Origin of the sequence: Algoriphagus boseongensis, from assembly GCF_004362805.1 — a bacterium.
In the GTDB taxonomy this organism is placed as follows: Bacteria; Bacteroidota; Bacteroidia; order Cytophagales; family Cyclobacteriaceae; genus Algoriphagus; species Algoriphagus boseongensis.
In genome coordinates this window covers 49,609-73,434 of the sequence record NZ_SNYF01000010.1, presented here as the reverse complement: position 1 = coordinate 73,434, position 23,826 = coordinate 49,609, and the positions used below count along the sequence as shown (strand labels likewise).

Here is a 23,826-nt window from a genome sequence, read left to right as displayed (position 1 = left end):
CGAAAAGCATTTTCCAAAAAGAAAAGAATAGCTGTTTATGCTTTGGACATTAGCTTTTGGTGGATTTCCAAAACCTGAGGGATCAGCATCTTGTTGTCCGTATTTTTGATTACAAAGTCAGCCAGCTCATTTTTCTCCTCATCCGGGATCTGTTGGTCAATGATATCATTTACCTGCTTTTCGGTGCGATGAGGATCCCGCATCAAGACCCTGGCAATTCGGATTTTGATTGGTGAGCTCACATTGATGATGAAATCCAATTCTTTTGCAGAACCAGTTTCAAAAAGCAAAGCCGCCTCTTTTAAAATGTAGGGTGAGTTCTGGTTTTTTGACCAATTCAAAAAGTCCTTTCCCACAGCTGGATGTACCAGGGAGTTGATTTTTTTTACTTTCTCCTGATCAGAAAAAACTGTTTCAGCTAGAAATTTTCGGTTTACCAATCCGTTTTCAAGGTAGGACTCAGGACCAAATTCTTCAGCAATTTGAGATTTTAGGTGGGAATCGTTCGCCATGAGCCATTTGGCTCGGTCGTCAGCAGAGTACACCGGAATGCCTAAAATTTGGAAGATTTTGCAAACTGTGGATTTTCCCGAACCGATTCCCCCAGTTATTCCTACCCAAATTGGTCTTTCCTTATTCATACTTAAGCTTGACAAATTCGGGAGTGATTTTAATATCCTTGATGAAATCTGGAGAAGGTTGAACTCGAATGGTTACCGTACTATCGGCACGATTTCTTCTACCAAAGTCAAGAATAGCATCAAATTCCATTTCCTTCAAATCTTCCACTCTTCGCTCATCTACCAGATAGGTCATCACAGGCGTAATTCCCTCATCCTCTAAAGTTACAGATCTGGGGAAATTCAGTTTTTTCACCTTCAGACGCTTGTTGCCTTCCATAAACTGGACGACTGAGAAGGAAACGTTTATTTTTTCCAGATTTAAAGAAACTATTTCCGAAATCTCTTTATCAATACTTAGAACAATTTCTCCTTGGAAGTCCTGATCAATTCTGTTTTTATTCAAATTAACAGGGAATTTGCCTTCAAAAAAATCTAATAGGGAACTTGGTCCGGTGATTCTAATCTCTTTGGGTTCAAAGGAAATGGCACCTTCGATTATGGCATTTTTTGCCATGGAATAAGAAGTAGAATCCAAAACAGGAGTTAAAGTTCTCGTTTCAATTCTATCGATTTTAAAAAGAATTGAATCCTCCAAAAAGCCGATTAGCTGGGTGGGAGTGAGGAATTCACCTAAAGGTCTTTTCAGGTCGGAAGTCAAAATCTGCCGCATGTCGGTAGGATCTGCAAGGGTGATTTTGTAGGGAGGTTCGTTAAGGTTGAAATACTTTCTCAACAAATCCCATCCATTACCGGAAATCTGGATTTGAACACTTTGGGGTAGGGGCTGGACAGGGTAGAATCGCTCTCTATCGAACTCCCATTCGATTGGGTAATCGACAATAGTGCTGTAATTGTCCTTGTTGAGGGCATTTAAAATCCAAAAAGTGGTAGCTGCAAGGATGCAGAGAACTACCACTTTTAGATTTGAGAGTTTTTTGGAAGAAATCCTCCAAGAGGATTTTTTGGTGTCCGGCAAAGCTCTAGTTATTTGGTTGAGGGTGACTTTTTAGAAAAGTCCAGGGAAATTGCAGATTTCTCGACTTTCACCTTTAGTCCTCGGTCAAGTTCCAAGTAGACAACATCTCCTTCTACACTGGAAACTTTTCCATGGATTCCGCCGATAGTCACGACTTCATCTCCCTTTTTTATCTCTTCAATAAATTTCTTGGTTTCCTTTTGTTTTTTCTGCTGTGGTCTGATCATGAAGAAATACATGATCAAAATGATAGAGCCAAAAAGGAATACTTGTCCAAGAATACCAGCTCCACCTGCTGAAGCTTGGGCCAATAGCGTAGTTAACATGTTCTTATTTCTTCAAAGGTCCTGCCGGAGCCTGAGCACCTGCTAGTTTTGGAGTGACTGAACCCTTCATTCTCAATCGGGTAACAGTTGGATTGGTGTTAGCTTGGATAGTTACCGTTGGAGCCTGAGCACCGGACTTAGCAGTAGAGTTGAATACTACTTTTACAAATCCTTCCTCACCTGGCATTACTGGACTCTTGGTCCAATCAGGGCTAGTACATCCACAAGAAGCGGTAATGTTAGAGATTACCAATGGAGCCTGTCCGTTGTTGGTGAAATTAAACACGTGTTCTACCACCTGGCCTTCATTGATGTTTCCGAAATCGTACTCCATTTCTTTGAATTCAAAGCCACCTAGTGTACTCGGATCAGCAGAAGTTGCTGCCTGAGCATTTACTGGGGTTACAGCGGTGTTTGAATTTTCAAGTTGGGCGATTTTTTCCTCCAATGCTTGAATTTTTGCTGCTTGGTCATCTTTTTGGTTGCAAGCGCCAAACATCAAGGCGACAGCAAGTGCGCTAAGTAATTTGATTTTCATATCAGTTTTTACCTTGGTTGATTTGTTCGATTAATTTATTGACATCGCTAAGAAGATTCTCAGCTTTATTTTTTGCTTCAGAAATCACTCTTTTTCCCTCTGATTTTGCCTCGTTGAGATGGATCTCTTTTCCATCCATTAATTCAGCAATCAGATCTTCTAATTCTTTCTTGTACTTGGAAAGTTGGAAAGAAAGCTTGTCTCTGGTATTTGCGCCTGTATCAGGTGCAAATAATATTCCTAGTGCGGCGCCTACTCCGGCTCCTACCATAAAAGCGATTAAAGTATTACTGCTCTTGCTCATAGTTGTTCTTATTTATTGTCTAAAAGTCCCCGACCACTCTTACGTATTTGGCCGTTTTCGGTTAATTCTTTTGCCATTACATCCAACAAACCGTTCACAAACTGCTTGCTTTTCGGGGTGCTGTATGTTTTTGATATGTCAATGTACTCGTTGATACTCACTTTGACTGGAATGCTAGGAAAATTCTTCATTTCAGCCAATGCCATTGAAATGATGATTTTGTCCGTGTATGCTAGGCGATCGATGTCCCAGTTCTTGGTTTTTTGGGAAATCAAGGCCCTGCTTTCCGCATCATTTTCGATCGTGAAGTTAAAGATATTTTGAAAAAACTCTTTATCCTCATCCCAGTTGATAGCAATTTCCGGAAGACTATTGTCCTCTGAATCGGCAATATTGCAGCCAAATTTCAAAACCTTGGAAGCCAAGCTTCTGACAATGGATTTGTTTTCGGTCCAGTTGAGATCTTTTTCGGAGAAGTAATTCATCAGAACTTCATTCTTGAAAATCACTTTCTTCAACAAGTCATCTACGATTTCAAAATCCTGCTCCAGGCTTGGATCAGAAATTTTCAAATACTCCTGATAAGGTTCAGAAGGCTTGATATAATCTCTAAACCATTCTTTGATCTCTAATTCAACATCATCTAGGGTAACATGGTTTCGTGCCACCGCATTTCTGTAATCCTGAGATTCTCTAAGATTCGCAAGAACCTTGTTTTGGGCAAGGTTAAGTTCATTGCCAAAAGCTACAGGAGAATCTCCAGCTAGCCTTTTCTTTTTCTCCAATTCCTTTTCTACATGCTTTGAAAAAGCTTGTAAAAGTTCAATAGCCAATAAATACAATTGAGGAATTCGTTCAGCGGAAACGATCATGTTTTTAAGCAAAAATTCGCGATCCCGCTCATTTGCTTGGTGATATCTTTTCAATGCATCCAAAACCACCTGTTTGATTTTAGGCTTTGCTTCAGAGGATTTAAGCAGATTTTGGTTTGCCAGATTTTGGTCAAAAAGGCGAATTGCTTCTTCCGCATCTTTACTTAGAGCAGCTTTGTCCTGGACCTCCATACTATTGAGATCTGGTAAAAAGGACTCCCTTATGAAATCTTTGGCCAGATTGAGATTTGATCCTTTGCACTGTTCAAAGGCATATAGGTTCTGAAATGCCTTGACTCTAAGGATTCTTCTGTTGAGCATAATATTGGAAAAGAGCTGTAAATATAGGGATTTTGGCGTTGGTAATCTTAGCCAATTATGGACAAAAAAACCACCGGACGTGCTGTCCGGTGGTCTTTAGTTAGGAATGGTAAAGAATTAGAAAGGAAGTTTAACTCTTCCGATAGCTTCGATTCTTGCTTTAGCAGCCTGGATAGCTGCTTCCTGAGCTGGAATATTTTCTTTTTCAGACTTATCCAAAATGCTTAGACAGGTGTCATAAATTTTCTCAGTCTGAGCGAAAACGATCTCCTTATGGTAATCTCCATAATATTCTGCGCCCACATTGATCACACCACCTGCGTTGATCAAAAAGTCCGGAGCATAGATGATTCCCTTGCTCATCAAAATCTGACCATGCTTGGCTTCGTCTTTCAGTTGATTGTTTGCCCCACCGGCAATCACCTTGCATTTCAATCTATCAATAGTCTGATCATTGATGGTGGCACCAAGAGCACAAGGAGCATAAATGTCCATTTGCATATCGTAAATCACATTTGGATCCACCACTGTAGCTCCTGTTGATTTAGCGATTTCTTTCAATTTATCTTCGAAGATGTCCGTGATCAGGATTTCTGCTCCTTCTTTTACCAAGTATTCAATGAGATATTTACCTACTTGACCAACTCCCTGAACCCCGATTTTCTTTCCAGTAAGGGAATCGGATCCAAAGGCTTTTTTGGCAGCAGCTTTCATTCCCATGTACACTCCATAAGCTGTAACAGGGGAAGGATCGCCAGCACCACCTTTGATCTGAGGAAGTCCAGTAACATGTCTGGTTTCCATGGCGATGTATTCCATGTCGGAAGTCTTCATGTTGACATCTTCCGCAGTCACATATCTTCCTCCCAAACTTTCTACGAATCTTCCGAATCTTCTCAAGAAAGCCTCATTTTTCAATTTTGGATCCCCGATGATTACTGCTTTACCTCCACCAAGATTTAGTCCTGCGAGAGAGTTTTTGAAAGTCATCCCTCTAGAAAGTCTCAATACATCAGTGATAGCTTCCTCTTCGGTAGCATAAGGCCACATGCGGGTTCCGCCCAAGGCCGGCCCCAAGGTGGTATTATGAATACCGATCAATGCTTTTAATCCCGTCGCTTGGTCATGACATACTACCAACTGCTCGTGGTCCATGGTGGAGATCTGTCCAAAAATGGAACCTTCTCTCACGGTCTCGGTCGTTTTAATTTCTAACATGTGAACTTAGCTTTTTAGAATGCGTTATATTTGGGCTGTTACCTTAAAAAAGGCCGATACAAAATTAAATACTTTTATCTGCCTTCAAAGGAAACGGTTCGGAAGTTTATAGAAGTATATTTATTAATTAAAAGTTTTTATTTGGTGAAGCCGCTTTGGAGATTAAATAAGTACCTATACAAATACAAGGGTCTCTTGCTATTGGGAATATTTTTCACTGTCATTTCCAATATCTTCGTAATAATCCCTGCCCAACTTGTTCGAATTGCAATAGATTATGTCGTAGAGAGTTTTACCCTTTACAAGCCTTTGATCAAGGGTGGATTGGGTGAATTGGCGAGAGAAAATTTTCTGGATTATGTACTGGTTTTTGGAGTTTTAATCTTGGTAATGGCCTTATTGCGAGGCTTTTTTCTTTTTCTCATCCGGCAAACCATCATCATCATGTCCAGAAGGGTGGAGTATGATATGAAAAATGAAATTTTCAGCCACTATCAAAATCTCCCTCTAAGCTTTTACAGAAAAAATAGTACTGGAGATTTGATGGCTAGAATCTCTGAAGATGTCAGTAGAGTTAGGATGTATCTGGGACCTGCGATTATGTATGGATTGGGTCTTTTGACGCTTTTTCCTATGGTGATTTCCTACATGATTTCTGTAAACGCGGAATTGACACTCTATTCTCTATTACCTCTACCAGTCCTTTCGATCAGTATTTATTTTGTGAATAACCTGATTAATGAGCGATCTGAAAAAATCCAAAGAAGCCTTTCAGGATTGAGCACCTATGTTCAGGAAGCTTTTTCTGGAATTCGGGTTCTAAAGGCTTTTGTCCGAGAAGAGGATTCCGCAAGAGTATTTGCGGAGGAAAGTGAGGAATACAAATCCAAATCAATTGATTTAACGCGGGTGAATGCCTTGTTTTTCCCTTTAATCATGGCCTTGGTGGGTATCTCCACCATCATTACCGTATATGTTGGTGGGATGCAAGTAATCAAAGGTGAGATTGGATACGGGGTTATTGCTGAGTTTATTTTATACGTCAATATTCTGACTTGGCCTGTAACCTCCTTAGGTTGGGTGACTAGTATTATTCAAAGAGCAGCAGCATCACAGGTCAGAATCAACGAATTTCTTGACGCCAAAAATGACATCATCAGCAAGGAAAACCTAAAAGATGAAATTGAAGGCGACATACTAGTGGAGAATCTTACCTTTATTTATCCAGATTCAGGGATCAAAGCTTTGGATCATATTTCCTTTGAAATAAAAGCTGGACAGACTCTTGGAATCATTGGAACTACTGGTTCTGGGAAATCTACAGTTGCCAATTTATTGATGCGAATGTATGACCCGAGTAGCGGTCAGATCTTGATAGATGGAAAGGAAATTCAGCGTTTTGATGTGGCAGAATTGAGAAGACAGATTGGTTACGTGCCTCAGGATGTGTTTTTATTTTCAGATACCATTGCCAATAATATCGCATTTGGCCTTGATCACCCTGATCGAGCTTTAATTGAGCAAGCAGCTAAAGATGCTGATGTGTATCAAAACATCATTGATTTCCCGAAAGGGTTTGAAACCATGCTTGGAGAAAGAGGTATTACCCTTTCAGGAGGTCAAAAGCAGAGAGTTTCCATAGCTAGAGCGATAGCTAAAGAACCGAAGATTTTGATTTTGGATGATTGTCTATCTGCAGTAGATACCAAAACAGAAAATGCCATTCTCTCAGCCCTGAAGCATATCATGAAAGACCGTACTTCAGTGATTATTTCCCATAGGGTTTCTTCGGCGAAATTGGCGGATCATATCATTGTCTTGGATGATGGCAAAATCATAGAACGAGGCAATCACGAGTCCTTGATGAGTCAAAAGGGAGTCTATGCTGAGCTTTACGATAAGCAGACTCAGGCCAGCGAACCCATAGATGGGTAAATAAAAACCGGTCATTATCAGGGATTTTCTTTAACTTATTGATCCAAAATTTTAAACTTTTGAATCATGGAAGAGAAAAAAAGTCCCATTTCAGATATTGAAGCCTTGCTGCAAGAAATCGGTCAGAAGATAGAAGAGCTGGTAAAAAAAGGAGCAGAAGCTGGTTCTGATGTCAAGGATGATATCGAGCAAAAAATCAAAGACCTTAAAGACAACAAAACTACCCTAGAGGAAGAACTCAAGAAAGCCAAAGCTTTGCTGGAACGTGAGTTTAAGGAAAGGAAAGAAGAAATGGAGCCAAGGCTTAAGGAGTCCAAAGGTTTTTTGAAGGAATCTTTCAAACAACTTGGTCTCGCCTTCAAAGCCGTTTTTGGAAAGTAGAATTCAAAAAAATAAGCCCGATCACTCGGGCTTTAATTTTTATTTCTTTTGGAGAACATTGCATCGGTCGTATGCCGGATCGATATCAATAAAGACATCCTCTTTTGCGGTAACAAACCATTTTTCAAGGATTTCATCCTCTTTTCTCTTCAAGGTTGCCGCCTTCATTTTTTCGTAATCATCCTCCAGATTTGCCTTGTGGGCTGGGTATCTGGCCTTGTAGTAAAGAATCCTAACTTTGGTTCCTTCTCTTGGGTCTTCAAAACGGATGGGAGGAGTAATGTCTCCCACCTTCATAGTGTCAATGGTGAAGTAAAGCACCGGATCTTCCAAAGTCCTCAAAGAAAGTCTGTTGGAATTGTTCGATGGGTCAGTGAAAAATCCTCCCGCATCTGAAGTAGTTCGGTCTTCGGAATATTCTTTAGCTGCTTTGGCAAAATCAATTTTCCCTGCTAGAATTTCAGTTTTTAGGCTGTCCAAATATCTTTCGGCTTTGAGAATATCTTCTTCGGAGGCAGTGGGAATTCTTAGAATGTGTCGGGTATTGTAGCTGGTCCCCCTGATTTCCAACAATTGGATCATGTGAAATCCAAACTGGGTTTCAACTGGATCACTGATTTCTCCAGGTCTTAGGCCTAGCGCTGTCGATTCATATTCTGGAGCTAATTCACCCCTTCTGAAGAATCCTAAGTCACCACCTTGTGAGCCTGATCCTGGATCTTGGGAATATCTTTTCGCCAAATCTGCAAAGTCCGCGTTTCCGGCAAGAATATCATTTTTGAACTTAGTGAGCTGAGCAATAATTTCTTCTCTGACCTTAGGATTTACTACTGGCTTTCTCACAATCTGGCCAACTGTAGCCTCTGAAGTAAAAAGCGGAAGGGAATCTTTGGGAATGCTGTTGAAAAAAGCCCTAACCTCTGCAGGAGAAACCGTGATTCCTTCGGTGATTCTTCCTCTCATTCTGCTTACAATAAGTTGCTCTCGAATTACTTCTTCGATTTCTGCTTTCAGCTGATCGCTGGTTTTTCCATACACTTGGATTAAGGTGCTTTCATCCCCGCCAAATTGCTGCATTACCGCATTGAATCGGTTATCTACTTGTAGGCCAACCTCGGCTTCAGTGACCACTACAGAATCGATCTCTGCTTTGGCTACCATCAGCTTATTGATCATTAGAGATTCAAAAACATCGCAGCGGGAGGGAGTAGGTATTCCTTGCTGGGATTGTGCAATTGCTTCGATGTAGGTTCTTTGTACATCAGACTCAAGCAGGATATTGTTGTCTACTTTGGCTACGATTTTGTCCAAAACCTGACCTGTCGGCGGGGTTTCCTGAGCAAAGATCAAGCTTGCTGACAGGAAGAAAATCAAGAAAGTAGAAAGTCGGTTTAGAAATTTCATAGTAATAAATGGGAACTGAGACTCACAGTATGGTACTCTCGTTTTATTGGTTCAGGGCTAAATAGGTTTCCTCCTTAATAGTTGGATTTACCTGAACAGGGTATTTAGATTTTAATTTTGAAATAAGCGTTTCGTCAAGATATTGCTGGTAATCTCGAATTACCAAACCTCTGGATTCTTCAAATTTTCTTGGACCGGCAGGGAATTTTTGACCCGTAAGGACTAGGTAGGTTTGATTCTCAAAAACGATTTCCTGGAAGGTTTTATTTCGATCCATCAGGGATAAAACCGGATGCTCATTGATTTCGAAAACTCCTGATTCGGTTTGGAAGGCAAGAGGATTATTCGCAGCTGCTTGGCTTTCAAAGGAGTTAATAATCGACTCATTATAGCCTTGGTTCTGAAGCATGTTCTTTGCACTTTCCAATTGCTGAGAATCAATCACTTTTACAATAAAAGCTTCGGTTCTTTCTCCCCACTGATAGTCAGCGATATTTTTTCGGAAATAATCAACCTGTCCCAATGAGTCAGCGATTCCTTTTTCCCAAACTTCTTTATTCATCAAGGAAAAGAGCAAAATTCCATCTCTATATTCTTTGAGCAGCATTTGATACTCCTTATTCGTTGATTCCAAATCCTTCTCTTCCTCTTTGCTTAGAGTTTCTGCTACAAATCGATCGTACCAAAAGTCGAAAGTCGGAACCTTTGATCTCAACACGACCTCCTGATCCTGAACATAATTTGCCAAGTCGGAGGTAGTATACGCTTTGCCTTGAATCGTGAAAAGAGGGGAATTGGTTGAACTTGCTCTAGTGCTCAATTCAGATTTTGTAACCTCATTTAGTTGTTGGGAAAGTTGCTGAACAGATTGCTCATCTTCTTTGAATCCATAGCGTGCTTTTTGGATTGCAACCACTTGGGACTGGATCATTCCTGATCTAGAATCTCTTAAAATTCTTGATCGTATACTTTCCTCCAATTCTTCAAATGAGTCAATTGGTCTTTTATCCTCCAATCTCAGGATATGATAGCCATATTGGGTACGAAGTGGAGGGGATACTTCGCCAATCTCGGTTAAAGAAAAAGCTGCCATTTCAAACTCAGGAATCATATTTCCTACGCCAAACCATGGCAGTAAACCTCCCTGATCTTTTGTGCCAGGATCTTCTGAGAAGTTTCTAACAATGTCCTCCCAAACCGTGGATTCCTTTTGGATTTCGGTATAGATGTCAGCGATTTTCCTTCTGGCATTTTCCTCTTGAGTCGCATCGCCTGCTTCAAATCTTACTAAAATATGAGAAACTCGAACCTGCCCCGGATTAGGCTGTCTGTCCTTCACTTGAATAATGTGATACCCAAAATTGGTCAAAACCGGATCTGAAACCATCCCAGTCTGTAATCCATAGGCAGCATCCTCAAACGGCTGAACCATTTGAAGACTAGTGAAGTATCCTAAATCTCCTTTGTTGGATTGTGCGGAAGGATCATCAGAATATTGCAGTGCAAGTTCATTGATATTTCCCCCATTCTCGATTTCACCTTTTACCTTGAGCGCCATCTTCAAGACAATTAAACTGTCTTCCGTACTGGCATTAGGCGGAAACTGGAAAAGCACATGACTCGCTCGGATAATTTCCTGCATTCTGGAATAAGCCTTTCTTAACTCTCCTTCTTCAATAGAGTTTTTAATTAAAAAAGGAGCGATTAATGATTCCTTAAAAGATGCGAATTCGGTCTTGAATTCTTCTGATTGATCGAGGCCCAAAGCTTCTGCCTCCCTAACTTTCAATTGGTAATTGATGAAAAGCTCAAGATTTTCCTCAAATTCCTCTCTGCTTATTCCTGGAGAAGATTTATCTCCAGTCCCTTTGGAAATCAAGTAGACCAAGTCATCCTTATAAACAGGCTTTCCTCCGACAGTCATCAAAACCGAAGATTCTGATTCCTGTGAAAAGGCTTCCTGAGCAAATTGGCCCTGAATTAATAGTATGAGGGAAAAAACAAATGCCGAAACAGTCCGGTGATTCATGAATTGGAGTTCCTATTTAGGATGCAATGTTACAAATTTATCAGGAATTCAGGCAGAAAGCAGAAGCCTTCAGCTATTTAACCAAAATTAGGATCGAAACCATTTGATCAATCGGCAAGTATTTGTGCCGTTTTTGGATTCAAATTCGATTTCATCCATAATCTTTTTAACCAAAATGATGCCCAATCCACCTTTTCGTTTTTCTAGGATGACTTTTTTCAGATCTGGAGCTTCATAATCTAAAATATTGAATGCCTCACCTTGGTCTGAGATTTCAAAAATAAGTTTCTCTCCACTGTCTTTTATTTCCAGGTTGATATGATCCTGGGGGTTACAGCCATGAGAGTGAATGATCAAATTGGCGCATACCTCCTCCACAGCAAGAGTCAGCTGATGCTGGTCAATTTCTGAAATAGAGAAATTTTGAAGGGAGTCCTTCAAAAAAGCCCTCAAATCAGATAAAGCCGAGGTTTGGCAAGCTATGTCTAATCTATACTTCATCTAGCCGGCAAATGCTTCAGTTTTTGTGGAGTGGATTGGGATCAACTGGTCTAGACCGAGGATTTTGAATACTTCGGATACTTTTGGGCTCAGGTTGAAAATTCTAAAATTGATTTCCTTTTCCTGAAAATCTTCCAGATAGGACATGAAAACTCCCAGTCCTGCTGAAGAAATATATTCCAATTCACCTCCATCAATCAGAATGTTTTTTGAGCCTGATTCCATCAATTCTTTTATCACCTCATCCAGTTGCACAGAGTTGCTGGCATCCACTTCACCATGAAGGCTTAGGATGTCAAAAGAGTTTTCCTTGGTTTTTTCCAGACGGAGCATAGGTAATTAGTAAAGGTTTTTTTTGTCTTGATGAGCATCTGGGAGAAACTTGACCACCATCATTGAATAATCGTCGTCAATCATCCCATCTCCTCCTACAAAAGCATGTAAGGAATCAATCAATTGGTTTTGAATTTCTTTTGGAGTTTTATCCTTATGGATTTCCACCAGACTTTGGATCCTTCCGAAGCCAAATTGCTGGCCTTTTTGATTTTTAGCTTCCACTATACCATCAGTGATCAGGACTAGAATATCCCCACTCGAATAGTGGAATTCTTTTTCCTGAACGTGATTTTCATACTTGCGGTTTCTTAATATTCCCAAACCTAGTCCGTCAAACAACAGGAATTCTGAATTGTTGGCTTGAGCATGGTAAAAAAGTGTAGGAACATGACCAGCTCTGGCATGACAGATTTTTTGTTCTCGGATATTGATAATGAAAATTGAAGCAGTGATAAAGTGATTTTTTTCCAAGCATTTACTCAAAGCGGAATTGGCTCGGATCATGAATTCCGCAGGAGAAAGATTGAGCTGGATAAGGCTATGGAAAATCCCTTTCATCTGAGACATGTGGAAGGCGGCTGAAGTTCCTTTACCTGAAACGTCTCCTATTATCAATACATATCTGTCTTCATCCAGCTTAAAGGTGTCGTAATAATCACCACCTACCTCATCGGCTGCATTGGAATAGGCGCAAATTTGGAAGCTGTCCGGATGATCAAGTTTATTGGGTAGAAGTGCCTTTTGGACTCTTTGGGCAATTTTTAATTCCTCCTGATAGCGCTCATTCAAAATAGCCTGATTCAATAGGCGATGGTTTTCCACTGCGATACATGCCTGTCTTGAAAAAGTGCTGACTATCCCGATCATTTCTTTATTAAACCCATCCCGAACCTCTTTTACTAAAATCATTTTCCCGATTTTGGAATTGTTGACCTCAAGGGGAATGATTAAAGCAGATTCGAATTTGGGATGATCAAGGCGAAAATTCTGAGGCTCGAGTTCTTTAGAAGAATCTTGATTTTTCCCACTTGCTGACAATGCTTTGATTCTTTCAGAAAGTTCTTCTTGGGTTTTATGGTCCAAAAATCTAAGCTGAACGATTTCCTCTCGTTTTTTTCCAGTCTGGAGTTCCAGCCATGCTCCATCGGCATAGGATGCACTCATGCAAGAATCCATCAAGATGTCTAAAACCTGTTCTTCGTTTTCTTCGGGTTTGATCGACTGACTCAACCGCTGAAAATTGATTGCTTCGGTTAATTTTTGCTCAAAGACGGAAGAAGTCGGAAGGTTGAAGAGAGTTACTAAAAAGCTGAAAAGAGCATAGAGAAAAATGAAGGCAAATAGAGCTACCAAAAAAAGATTGTCAGTCAGGTTTACTTGGTAGACTTCTGCATTACTATAGGCAAGGAATCTTCGAAATAAAAAGCCTGTACTCACCAAAATGAAGAAAAGGAAAAGAAGAGATTTCCATTTTTCCTTAATAGTCAAATAAGGAATCCATTTCAGGTTTCCTGATAAGATGGCTGAGATGATGATCAAAATCACCAAGCCGAAAATGAAGCTGTAGTCCAGGTTGTTTTTGTTGAAAAAAACAAAAAACATGGCCACCAATAGCGCAAACTCAAATACCTGCCACTGCTTTACGACCTGTTTATTCTTCTGATAGAGAATAAGATGTTTCCAAAGCAAAGCTGAAGAAATCAGAAAAATGGTGGTCAGCGCAAAATTGACATGATAGAAAAAATTCTTCATGAATGGTTCACTGGCCAGCTTGCTATCTCCGAGAGAGAAATAGAATAATTCGACCAAAATAGCGGCTGTCGAGGCAAAAATCCCGGTAGAGGCCGCCCTCCAAATTAGATTTAGGAAGTCTTTTTGTTTGTTTTTCTCAATGCTATCAGAGTAGAAAAAGTAAAGCGTGAAGAAAAAGAGAATCTCAAGTATCCAGGTAATTTCATTGGAAATCCCGGATTCCAGTGAATTGATAATCCCGAAAATCCGTACCAAATCCACAAACAACAAGGCCAGCCATACCAAAATGGAAAGCAGCAGGGTGAGTTTGCCGATATGGATGGTGGGAAGTCTGAACATTGCTAAAGCTTACGCAAGTATACTCAAACTCAACTTAACCTGATAGGTCATCACCTGGGATAGGAATCCCTAAGAGTTAAAAATTCTAAATAGAATTAAAGAATCACCAAATCTTCTACCACTCCTTTTCCGATCTTTTCCTCGATAAGGGCCAATACTTTTGAGCGATTCAATTGCAATTCCTTTTTGACGGGACCGGAAGTAATCCGAACCATGAGTTTCTGATCTTTAATAAAAACACTGCTTGTCCTACTGGCAATGGTGTGCCCCACCAGTTCTGCCCAAGAATTGATCAATAATTTCTCCTTGTATTTTCCTTCCAAACGATAGGCCTTCAGCAATTCATTGAAAGCAGCTTCCAAAGGAGCTGCCTCTTTTTTCCTACCGAAATACTTATCCTGATTCATGGGAATAAATGAAAAGTTCTGCGGCTATGCTGTCTGCCAATAATTTGCCGCTTTTGGTCAAAGATAGGGTATTGTTCTCCCAAATCAGCCAGCCAGCATCTTTATATTTCTCTAGCTCTTTTCCTTTTGCTTTTGCCAAATCAATGGAATATTTGGTTTGAAATTCCTCCAAATTTAATCCCCAACTTGTGCGAAGGGCTGTGAGAACTTGCTCATTCGCCCGATCCAAGAGGCTCTCTTCTTCGATTTCGAAACAAGTTTCCCCCGATTCCAAGGACTTGATGTATTTCGGGTTGGAGGATGGATTGGAACCTCTGGATTTTCCGTCAAAAGAATGTGCGCTCGGTCCGATTCCCAAATAGGGGATTCCCTTCCAATAATTGGTGTTGTGCAAGGCCCATTGTCCTGGCTTTCCGAAATTGGAGATTTCGTATTGCTCATAGCCGGCTTTTTCTGTTTCCTGCTGAAGAAATTCAAATTGTTCGGCCACAAAATCCTCATCAGGAGGGGTAAACTTTCCTTTCTGAAGCCAGTTTCCCAAAACAGTTTTTGACTCCACGGTCAGAGAATATGCAGAAATATGTCCTGGATTTTGAAGGATTGCCAATTCCAGGTCAATTTCCCAAAATCGATGGTCCTTCGCTGGAAATCCATAAATCAAGTCGAAACTGAATTTTTCAAACCCTGCATTTCTTGAAATTGAAATTGCATTTTTGGCTTGCTCCGAAGAGTGCGAACGGTTATAAAATTTGAGGATTTCAGGCTGAAAACTTTGAATTCCCAAGCTTAGTCGGTCTATTCCCAAACTTTTCCAGACCTGAAGTTTCTCTTCGTTTAGGTCATCAGGATTAGCTTCTAAAGTCACTTCCTTTAATTCCAAGGGGAATAAATGATGAATTTTTTCAAGGATTTCTGAAAGCCATTTTTCAGTCAAAAGGGAAGGAGTTCCCCCTCCGAAATAAATGGTTTGGATAGTCTGACCAGCTAAATAGTCTTTTCTCAACTGAAGTTCTTTGATCATCCCTTGAACCAAGTTTTCCATTTGGGAAAGGTTGGTAGAAAAGTGAAAATCACAATAATGACAGGCTTGTCTGCAAAAGGGTACATGAATATAGATGCCAGCCATTTGAATTCAATTAATTTGCGAATATAACCAATACCCCTCTGCCCTTTGAAGCTGAAGCTGTTTCTTCTTGGATTAGTCGCCCTGCCTTTTTTAGGATATGGCCAACAGTCTATTCGGATCAGCTGGATCTTTCCACAGGAAAATCAGCATGAGTTGTGGTTGAACAATCAAGACCTAGCGGGGCGGAAAATTGATTCCTTAGTCAACTTTTTTCAGTCCCAAGGATACCTTGAGACCAGATATGATTCTCAAATATCCAGTGATACTTCCTTTGTGAATTTTCACTTGGGGCCTCTTTATTCTTGGTCTGAACTTGCAGTAGAAAGTGTTCCCATTGAGCTTATTCAAAAGTTTGGGAAGCCCGGATTGAGCTACCAGGAACCTTATTTATGGATTGATAAGCTTATAAAGGATGGGGAAAACCAAGGTTTCCCATTTGCTCAGGCAAAAATAGATAGCATTGTTATCAGGGAAAAAAGGCTTTCAGGTATCGTTGTTTTTGATCCGGGGCCATTGATTGTATGGGATAGCTTGGAAATAAATTCAGGGAGTAAAACCAAAAGAAATTATTTGCAACTCTTATCGGGCTTGGCTCCTGGAGAAGCCTTTTCCCAAGAGAAGTTTGATAAAACCAACAGGAGGCTGAGGCAATCACCATACTTTTCCTTTTCCAACCCGCCTGAACTGAGTTTTCAGTATCAAAAAGCCAGACCTTTTTACTCACTTAGAGAAAGGCAGATCAATATTTTTGATGGGATCATTGGGTTTTTACCCAATGAAAATGAACCAGGCAAGCTTTTGGTTACGGGGCAAATTGATCTTCAATTGTATCACTTGGCGGGTAAGGGGAGGGATTTTTCCCTTCAGTGGCAGCGTCTTAATGTGCAGTCTCAATCCTTGGAGTTGGCTTTCAAGGAGGCCTTTGTGTTTCGATCTTTGTTGGATTTTGGAGCACAGTTTTCTTTGTTAAAACAGGATAGCTCTTTTGTAAATAGAACTTTTGAGCTGGACTTTGGGTACAGGATTTCTGATTCTGGATACCTCAATTTTTTCACGAAAAGGCAGGCGGGAGATTTGATTGATTCAGGAGTTGGTTCAGACTTGCAGGAATTGCCCCAGTCTATTGACTACCGGTGGAATCAATATGGGATCAGAGGGGAGTGGACCAATTTGGATGATCGGATTTTCCCCAGAAGAGGATGGAATTTCTCGGCTAATTTTGCCGTAGGAAACAAAAGAATCCTCGATAATACTGCCATCCCAGAGGAATTGTATGAAGGATTGGAGGAAAATTCATTGCAAATGCAGGGATTTTTTGGGGTTGAAAATCATATTTTCATCAAGCCGCAATGGGGAATGTATTTCCGAGGAGAAGCTGGATTTATCGATAATAATCAGTTGTTTTTGAACGAGTTTTTCAGATTGGGAGGTTTGAAAAGCATAAGAGGCTTTAATGAAAAGTTTTTTTTCGCAAAATCATACGGCTTGCTGAGTATGGAACAGCGACTTTATTTCGGACAAAGCAGCTATTTGCTTGCATTTGCAGATTTTGGGATGCTTTCCAATCCCTATAATTCCCCAAAAAATGACAAACCTTTTTCATTCGGTTCAGGCATCAATTTGGACACTGGCGGAGGATTGTTCAGTTTTGTGTTTGCTTTAGGAAAATCAACTATTCAGCCTCTTTCATTTGAATACGCAAGAATCCATTTTGGATATTTGGCCAGATTTTAGATTTGGGAAAATTATGACAAGAATTCTTTTTCTTCTTTTACCCTTAATCTTCCTTTTTCAAGGGGTGGAAGCTCAAATTCTGGAAAATTTAAATGGCCAAAATGAATTGACCAGAAAAAATTCTTGGATGGGCATGGAAAAACAAATGAATTTCCTGGTTGATCTTTCCACCTATCCTCTTGCTGAATTAGCCCTTTCGGTCCCTCAGGAATGCACCACTTTTATCGATGGTAAGTTATGGTTTGTGGCTGAAAAGGATACTTCAGTCTTAGTTTCGATATCCTCTTTGTCCCAAGAGTTTGGTAAAAAGCCGATTCAGCTCACTTTAATTGGGGGCGGTTTAAATGCCGAAAAGGTGTCGGTCCAGAAAATATTAAATCAAGTAAAAAGTGCTTCTAAGCAAAAGTTTGAAGAGAGTGATTTAGTGCCTATTTCAAGGAAAAAATACATTTCGGAATTTTCTGATTTCTATTTTGTAAGCCTTTTTGTAATCCTTTTTTTAATAGCTCTTTACAAATTGGTATACCCATATCTTTTGGCGGTGATGCTCCAGCCTTTATCGGTTATCAGCGCTGAAGATTTCTCAGATAGCGGAAGCTTACAAAAATTCTTCTCTTTTGACATTCAGTTTTATCTATTTATCGTGAGCATGATGATTTCTCAAGTGGTCCTCACGGTTGCAGTCATTTTTAAATTTGAGCAATTATCCCAATTGGTATCTTTAGATTTTGCAGGGTTTTTAAGGGCCTGGATTATCGTATCTTTTATTGTTTTGGGATTGACAATTTTGAAATTCATAGGGATTAGGGTCATATCCTATTTTTTTGATTTGGGGAAAACGGACTTTGCTCACTTTTTTTATCTGTTAAGAATGTTGGTTTTCTCTGTTTCGCTATTGACCATTTTAACAGCATTTTGGCTAGTCAATGATTTTAGTTTCCTGCAGAATTACTTTTGGGTGATGGTTTCGGGAATGTTCTGGATTTATTTAGTCGCTGTATTTGGTCTTTTCCTAATTATGATGAATCGATTGAGTTTTAAGAAATACCATTTATTTACTTACCTTTGTATCGCAGAATTGGTCCCTTTTTTAATCCTTTCTAAGTGGATTTTGGTATTGGTTCTTTAAAGCTTTTGAATTAAAAATCAGTTATAAATTGGCATGAGTACAGCTTCAAAAGATCGTTTTAAGCCCGTTAAAAGTATTTTAGTATCCCAGCCTAAACCTTCTGACGTCAATTCTCCCTATGTGCAGTTGGCAGAAAAGTATAAATTAAAAATAGACTTTCGCCAGTTTATTAAAGTGGAGCCAGTTCCACCCAAAGAATTTAGAAAGCAGAAAATCGATATACTAAAGCATACTGCAATTATTTTCACCAGCAGAAATGCTATCGATCATTTTTTTGCTATCTGTAAAGATTTTAAAATAGAAATGCCTGCAGAGATGAAATACTTCTGTATTTCTGATCAAACTGCGCATTATCTACAGAAATACATTGTAATTCGAAAAAGAAAGCTTTTTGTCGGTCAAAAGACAGCTCAGGATTTATTTGATTATTTCAAAAAGCATAAAAACGAGAAATACCTGTTTCCATGCTCTGATATCAGAAAAGATGATATCCCCGAGTTCATGGAAAAACAGGGAATTTCCTACACTGAGGCAATTATTTATCACACTGTTGCTGCAGATTTATCTGATTTGGCAGATGTGAAATATGATATTCTTGCCTTTTTTAGTCCTTCAGGAATAAAGTCTCTAAAGCAAAATTTCCCGGATTTTGTTCAAGGAAAAACCAGAATCGCTGCTTTTGGGCCTACTACTTCCCAAGCGGTAAGGGACATGGGTCTTATATTGGACATTGAAGCACCTATGCCAAATGCGCCAAGTATGACAGGAGCTTTGGAGCTTTACATCAAGAAGGCGAATAATTTGTAAAAGAAAGAATCATTTTCTGTGGTTTTTCAGTTTAAATGGTTACACTAGTTATAAATTGAAAAAATCACGCCCAAATGTCTAATTTTCACCGATTGGAAAATTTTTTAAAGGTTAAGGTTTTTATACTAATCCTGTTTTTTGGGATAAATAATGTGCATGCTCAGCAGGATGCACAGTTTACTCAATACATGTTTAACGGGATGTTTTATAATCCCGCTTTTGCTGGAAAAGAAACAGGCTATAGATTTTCTGCACTTCATCGAACTCAATGGGCGGGTTATTCTACTGCATCCGGTCAAGGAGGAGCACCCATTACTCAATTTGTAACAGCTCAGGGTAGGTTAAATCAAAAAAATATTGGGTATGGTTTGGCGATAGTAAATGACCAAATAGGCCCTTCCAAAAATCTGGAAATCAATTTTCAGGGCAGTTATCACAAAAAAATTAAGCGGGCTGTTCTGAGCATTGGTGGATATGCGGGAGTTTTTTCGAGCACCTTAGATTATGGAGAATTGGTAGTTGTTAATCCAGAGCCAAACCTTCCCTCAGCAGGGAAAGAAAACCAATTGGCAGTAGATTTTGGAATTGGAGCTTTATTCGATAAAGGGAATTATTATATTGGGCTCAGCAGTAAGCATTTAAACCAGCCTAATTTTGATTTTGGGGACGCTTCTTACGCTAATCAGCTTAAAAATCATTCCTATTTATTGTTTGGATATAGATTACGACCTATTGGTCAATTGCGAATAGAGCCAAGCTTACTCATTAAAACTGTTTCTTTGAATAATTTTTCATATGATGTGAGCGTTATGGCTACACATCAGAACAAGATTAATGGTGGCATTGCCTTCCGTGGTGAGGAAGCTGTATCCCTTATATTAGGTTATAGCATCCTTAGTGATAATTCTTTAAAGCTTGGTTATGCGTTCGATTTAGTGATCAGCGGAGTAGAAGCTAAGTCCCCAACAAGCCATGAATTTATGCTAAGATATGTCTTGCCTGATGTGACAAGGCAGGTGGAAAGAGTAATTCAAAGAACCCCAAGATTTAGATATTAACAGGTTCATTTGAGTTTAAATGGGCTTTTACGCCCTAAAAATTAAAAGGTTTAAAATTGGCAAATTATTTGCTTAAATGAGATTTATTCCGCTAAATTTCGATATCCAAGTGGTTTTTAGATTAGGAAAAATTTGATGATTTCAAAAACGTCATTTATGTATAAAAAAATGAATCTTCGCATAATGCCTATAGCTTTGGGGTTGGCGATAGTTACACTTTTACCAGGCTGTGGGCTTTTTAATAAGAAAGGTTCAGCCAGCGAAAAAGCGAATAGAAGGGGTGAAGTAACTGGGGTTCCGAAGCGCGCAGGTTGGTCACAAAACTTGCCTATAGATATGGTGCCGGTGAAAGCCGGAACATTCTGGATGGGACAGTCAGATGAGGACATTGCTTACACCCAGTCTTCCATGAATAAGCAGATTACCATATCTGAATTTTTTATGGATAAATACGAAGTATCAAACAATAAATACAGGCAATTTTTGGAAGCAGTAAAAAGCGGAAATCTAGCCACTGGTACTCCCACTACTTTAAAAGATCCTCCAACATTTAATTACGATGAGCTTAGGCCTGATACTACTGTTTGGTCTACTAGCTTCTCTTATCATTATGGAGATCCTTTGATGGAATTTTATTTTGATCATCCAGCATTTGATAATTATCCGGTCGTAGGTGTTACTTGGGATCAAGCAAAACAATATTGCGAGTGGAGAACCTATCATCTTAGAGCAAACGATGAAGTAGATTTTGATATGCCTGGCTTTAGACTTCCTACTGAAGCTGAATGGGAATATGCTGCCAAAGGTGGAAAAGACGTAGCGAAATATCCTTGGGGAGGCCCTTATCTTAAAAATAAGAGAGGTTGCCTAATGGCCAACTTCAAGCCGGGAAGAGGAAATTACATCGACGATGGTTTCGCATATACTGCACCAGTTGATGTTTTTGCACCAAATGGATTCGGACTTCATAACATGTCTGGAAACGTTGCCGAATGGGTAATGGATGCTTACAAAACCACTTCAAGAGTTGATACTTGGGATTTGGATCCGGTTTATGATGATCCAAATGAGCCAAGAAAAATTGTAAGAGGTGGTAGTTGGAAAGATATCGCTCACTACTTGGAAACTTCTACTCGTACTTATGAATATCAGGATGTTGCCCAAGCTCACATTGGATTCAGAACTGCAATGACCTTTATGGGGAGATCAGGATCAATGGACGTGAAATCAACAAAAAGAACCAGACGGTAACCCAAATTAAAAAAAACCTAAACCTTAATATCTTATTTAAAAATGGCTAGTAAAGGCAATTTCTTTTATTCAAGCGTGATGCCGAAAATCTACGGTATCGGCGCTGCAGTTGTTATTCTCGGTGCGATGTTTAAAATCCTGGATTGGACAGGTGCAAATATCATGATCGGCGTTGGTTTGACCACTGAGGCAATTATTTTCTTTCTTTCAGCTTTTGAACCAAGACAAGAGGAAATGGACTGGAGCAAAATTTATCCTGAACTAGCTGATGGTGGTTCAAAAAAATCAAAAGGTGATGATGTTTCAGCCAAACTTGATGATATGCTTACGAAAGCGAAGGTTGGACCTGAATTGATCGAGAGTTTAGGTAAAGGAATGCAAAACCTTGCAACCTCTGCCCAAAAAATGGGTAACCTAGCAGATGCAGCCGTTGCAACAAACGAATATGCAACAAATGTAAAAACAGCTGCTAAAACTTTGTCTGATATGAACACTTCATACAGCAAAACTGCTGCGGCTTTGACTGAAATGTCTTCTGCTTCTCAGGATGCAAAAGCATATCATGCTCAAATTCAAACAGTGACCAAAAATCTTACTGCTCTTAATTCAGTTTACGAAATGGAGCTTCAAGATGCCAATAGCCATGTGAAGACTTTGAACAAATTCTATAGCAATATGACTGCAGCCATGCAGGGATTGACAGAAGCTGGAAAAGAAACTGAAGCCTTCAAAAATGAATTGGCTAAGTTGAATCAAAATGTAAGTTCACTCAATAAAATATATGGTGGAATGCTTTCTGCCATGAAAGGTTAATCTGATCCAATCATCTAAAAAATAGAAATAGAAAAAGATGGCAGGAGCTAAAGAGACACCTAGACAGCGGATGATCGGGATGATGTACCTGGTTTTGACGGCCTTATTGGCCCTCCAGGTAAGTAATCAGATCCTCCAGAAGTTTGTTCTCATCAATGATGGAATGGAACGAACCTCCAGGAATTACATTTCCAAGAATCAATTTACCATTGATAATATTAAAAATACTGTAGAGGAACAAGGAAATAACCCAAAGGATGTTCCTAAAGTATCCGCTTCTCAACAAGTTAGAGAGGCTACCAAAGAAATCTACGATTACCTTGAGACCTTGAAGCAGGAGCTAATAACCACAGCAAATGCGAAGAATGAGGAAGGGAATTTTGTCAATGCAAATTTGAAAAATACTGAAGTGTCAGGCAACATGTTTGCTAATTCAGGTAAAGGGGAGGAGCTAAAGGAAAAATTGAACTCCTATCCTACTCAAGTGACAAAGATTCTGGAAGGAATTGGTATGCAAGGAATGAGTTTCAAACCTATTGCTTTGGATGCAAGCGAGATCGAGATTTTTGCCAACGACCGGGATGTCAGAGGAAAAAGTTTTGTTAATCTTAACTTTGTTAAATCTCCAGTTGGGGCGGTAATGACCTTACTTACCCAATGGCAAAATGAAGTATTGAACATCGAAAGTGAAGCATTGACTGCAATCGCCAATTCAATCGGTTCATTCTATTTCAAAGCAGATATCTTGGAAGGTAAAATTGCTGCTGTATCAAATATTGTTGCCGCGGGTACCAAGTTTGAAGGCGATATGTTTATCGCATCTGCTTCCTCTTCAGCCGCTCCAACCATGACTTTGAATGGTAGAGCTGTTCCTGTAGAGAACGGGTTTGGTAAAGTTGAATTTACTGTTCCTCCTGCATCAAATTATGATGATAAGGGTCTTTCAAGACAATTATTGAAAGGTGAAATCGTAACAAATGTCGGCGGTGAAGATCAAGTGATCCCAGTAGAATACGAATACTTTGTAGCTCAGCCAATCATCAAGGTTTCCTCTGAAGTAGTTCAACAACTCTACGCAGATTGCGCCAACGAATTGTTAATTGAAGTTCCTGCTTTAGGAAATACCTATTCTCCTGATTTTGCAATTGCTAATGGTCAATCAATCAAAGGAAGCAAGCCAGGTCAAGTAACCATTATTCCTGGTGCTTCTGGTAAAGTAACTATCGGTGTAAGCAGTGGTGGAAATAAAATTGGTGATGTAGCGTTTGATATTAAGCCAGTTCCAGCTCCAACTATCAGAGTTGTTGGATCAAATGGTTCTGAACTTGATATGAGTCAAGCTCAAGCAATCAATGTTTTGACAGGCATTAAAGTGGTTGCTGTTCCTGAGCCTACATTCGCAAGAACTATGTCCAAGGATGCAAACTTTGAAGTTACTGGAGGAGAATTAATCCTATTGAGAAGTGAAGTGCCTCGTCAAACAATTCCAATTGGTGGTAGCATGCGTTCTTTATTGGAAAGTGCAAGACCTGGTGATGACATTGTAGTACGTGTTACTCAAGTAACCAGAACCAACTTCAGAGGAAATAAAATCAACTCTGAACTAAGAGAAATCAAGCGAATTGCTGTTAAATAAGCAATTTGTT

23 protein-coding genes are annotated in these 23,826 nt (G+C 39.6%); 9 read left to right on the top strand and 14 right to left on the bottom strand.

Annotation, left to right across the window (positions count from 1 at the left end; all coding sequences use genetic code 11):
* Window positions 1-35: 35 nt before the first annotated feature.
* From coaE to DFQ04_RS17045, 7 genes are all read right to left on the bottom strand, one after another.
* Entirely contained in the window at window positions 36-641 is a 606-nt protein-coding gene (gene coaE / locus DFQ04_RS17075) for a dephospho-CoA kinase (protein WP_133558114.1), read from the bottom strand.
* Entirely contained in the window at window positions 634-1,599 is a 966-nt protein-coding gene (locus tag DFQ04_RS17070) for a YbbR-like domain-containing protein (RefSeq protein ID WP_133558112.1), read from the bottom strand. The genes coaE and DFQ04_RS17070 overlap by 8 nt, the downstream gene beginning before the upstream one ends.
* Before the next feature lie 8 nt (window positions 1,600-1,607).
* Window positions 1,608-1,925, bottom strand: coding sequence for a preprotein translocase subunit YajC (gene yajC / locus DFQ04_RS17065; RefSeq protein WP_133558111.1), 318 nt, complete (start codon window positions 1,923-1,925; stop codon window positions 1,608-1,610).
* A 4-nt stretch (window positions 1,926-1,929) separates the two neighbouring features.
* Window positions 1,930-2,463, bottom strand: coding sequence for a DUF1573 domain-containing protein (locus DFQ04_RS17060; RefSeq protein ID WP_133558109.1), 534 nt, complete (start codon window positions 2,461-2,463; stop codon window positions 1,930-1,932).
* Window position 2,464: 1 nt separating this feature from the next.
* On the bottom strand, window positions 2,465-2,767 hold the full coding sequence (locus DFQ04_RS17055) for a YtxH domain-containing protein (RefSeq protein WP_133558107.1): 303 nt from the start codon (window positions 2,765-2,767) through the stop codon (window positions 2,465-2,467).
* Between the two features lie 8 nt (window positions 2,768-2,775).
* Window positions 2,776-3,960 carry a transcription antitermination factor NusB gene (gene nusB / locus DFQ04_RS17050; protein ID WP_133558106.1) on the bottom strand — a complete coding sequence of 395 codons (1,185 nt, stop codon included), beginning with the start codon at window positions 3,958-3,960 and terminating at the stop codon, window positions 2,776-2,778.
* Between the two features lie 117 nt (window positions 3,961-4,077).
* Complete coding sequence (locus tag DFQ04_RS17045) at window positions 4,078-5,178, bottom strand: Glu/Leu/Phe/Val dehydrogenase dimerization domain-containing protein (RefSeq protein WP_133558104.1); 1,101 nt, start codon at window positions 5,176-5,178, stop codon at window positions 4,078-4,080.
* Between the two features lie 144 nt (window positions 5,179-5,322).
* Between DFQ04_RS17045 and DFQ04_RS17040 the strand changes: the two genes are divergently transcribed.
* Together DFQ04_RS17040 and DFQ04_RS17035 are read left to right on the top strand one after the other, a co-directional pair.
* Window positions 5,323-7,113 (top strand): ABC transporter ATP-binding protein, encoded by a 1,791-nt coding sequence (locus tag DFQ04_RS17040; RefSeq protein WP_133558102.1) that lies wholly within the window; start codon window positions 5,323-5,325, stop codon window positions 7,111-7,113.
* Between the two features lie 66 nt (window positions 7,114-7,179).
* The gene (locus DFQ04_RS17035; RefSeq protein ID WP_133558100.1) at window positions 7,180-7,494 is read left to right on the top strand and encodes a hypothetical protein; all 315 of its coding nucleotides are present in this window, start codon (window positions 7,180-7,182) and stop codon (window positions 7,492-7,494) included.
* 39 nt (window positions 7,495-7,533) lie between these two features.
* On the opposite strand, the gene DFQ04_RS17030 is transcribed toward DFQ04_RS17035, so the two are convergent.
* The 7 genes from DFQ04_RS17030 to hemW all read right to left on the bottom strand — a co-directional run bounded on the left by DFQ04_RS17030 (window position 7,534) and on the right by hemW (window position 15,388).
* Entirely contained in the window at window positions 7,534-8,898 is a 1,365-nt protein-coding gene (locus DFQ04_RS17030; protein ID WP_133558098.1) for a peptidylprolyl isomerase, read from the bottom strand.
* A 43-nt stretch (window positions 8,899-8,941) separates the two neighbouring features.
* Entirely contained in the window at window positions 8,942-10,927 is a 1,986-nt protein-coding gene (locus DFQ04_RS17025) for a peptidylprolyl isomerase (protein WP_133558096.1), read from the bottom strand.
* Window positions 10,928-11,014: 87 nt separating this feature from the next.
* Window positions 11,015-11,428 carry an ATP-binding protein gene (locus tag DFQ04_RS17020; RefSeq protein ID WP_133558094.1) on the bottom strand — a complete coding sequence of 138 codons (414 nt, stop codon included), beginning with the start codon at window positions 11,426-11,428 and terminating at the stop codon, window positions 11,015-11,017.
* Window positions 11,429-11,761 carry an STAS domain-containing protein gene (locus DFQ04_RS17015; protein WP_133558093.1) on the bottom strand — a complete coding sequence of 111 codons (333 nt, stop codon included), beginning with the start codon at window positions 11,759-11,761 and terminating at the stop codon, window positions 11,429-11,431.
* 6 nt (window positions 11,762-11,767) lie between these two features.
* A complete protein-coding gene (locus DFQ04_RS17010; protein ID WP_133558091.1) occupies window positions 11,768-13,855 on the bottom strand; it encodes a GAF domain-containing SpoIIE family protein phosphatase in 2,088 nt (695 codons plus the stop codon).
* A 95-nt stretch (window positions 13,856-13,950) separates the two neighbouring features.
* Window positions 13,951-14,262, bottom strand: coding sequence for a DUF721 domain-containing protein (locus DFQ04_RS17005; RefSeq protein WP_133558089.1), 312 nt, complete (start codon window positions 14,260-14,262; stop codon window positions 13,951-13,953).
* Window positions 14,249-15,388: a radical SAM family heme chaperone HemW gene (gene hemW, locus DFQ04_RS17000; RefSeq protein ID WP_133558087.1), complete on the bottom strand. Its 1,140-nt coding sequence runs from the start codon at window positions 15,386-15,388 to the stop codon at window positions 14,249-14,251. The genes DFQ04_RS17005 and hemW overlap by 14 nt, the downstream gene beginning before the upstream one ends.
* A 45-nt stretch (window positions 15,389-15,433) precedes the next feature.
* Here hemW and DFQ04_RS16995 point away from each other — a divergent pair, with 45 nt between their 5' ends.
* The 7 genes from DFQ04_RS16995 (at window position 15,434) to porM (ending at window position 23,816) form a co-directional block, all read left to right on the top strand.
* Entirely contained in the window at window positions 15,434-17,122 is a 1,689-nt protein-coding gene (locus DFQ04_RS16995) for a BamA/TamA family outer membrane protein (protein ID WP_133558085.1), read from the top strand.
* A 13-nt stretch (window positions 17,123-17,135) separates the two neighbouring features.
* The gene (locus DFQ04_RS16990) at window positions 17,136-18,251 is read left to right on the top strand and encodes a DUF4271 domain-containing protein (RefSeq protein ID WP_133558083.1); all 1,116 of its coding nucleotides are present in this window, start codon (window positions 17,136-17,138) and stop codon (window positions 18,249-18,251) included.
* Window positions 18,252-18,284: 33 nt separating this feature from the next.
* Window positions 18,285-19,058, top strand: a complete 774-nt coding sequence (locus tag DFQ04_RS16985) for a uroporphyrinogen-III synthase (protein ID WP_133558081.1) — start codon at window positions 18,285-18,287, stop codon at window positions 19,056-19,058.
* Between the two features lie 74 nt (window positions 19,059-19,132).
* Window positions 19,133-20,116, top strand: coding sequence for a PorP/SprF family type IX secretion system membrane protein (locus DFQ04_RS16980; protein ID WP_133558079.1), 984 nt, complete (start codon window positions 19,133-19,135; stop codon window positions 20,114-20,116).
* 156 nt (window positions 20,117-20,272) lie between these two features.
* Window positions 20,273-21,367: a T9SS ring complex lipoprotein PorK/GldK gene (porK, locus tag DFQ04_RS16975; RefSeq protein ID WP_133558077.1), complete on the top strand. Its 1,095-nt coding sequence runs from the start codon at window positions 20,273-20,275 to the stop codon at window positions 21,365-21,367.
* A gap of 42 nt (window positions 21,368-21,409) precedes the next feature.
* Window positions 21,410-22,180, top strand: coding sequence for a type IX secretion system motor protein PorL/GldL (porL, locus tag DFQ04_RS16970; RefSeq protein WP_133558075.1), 771 nt, complete (start codon window positions 21,410-21,412; stop codon window positions 22,178-22,180).
* Window positions 22,181-22,217: 37 nt separating this feature from the next.
* On the top strand, window positions 22,218-23,816 hold the full coding sequence (porM, locus tag DFQ04_RS16965; protein WP_133558073.1) for a type IX secretion system motor protein PorM/GldM: 1,599 nt from the start codon (window positions 22,218-22,220) through the stop codon (window positions 23,814-23,816).
* Window positions 23,817-23,826 lie beyond the last annotated feature (10 nt).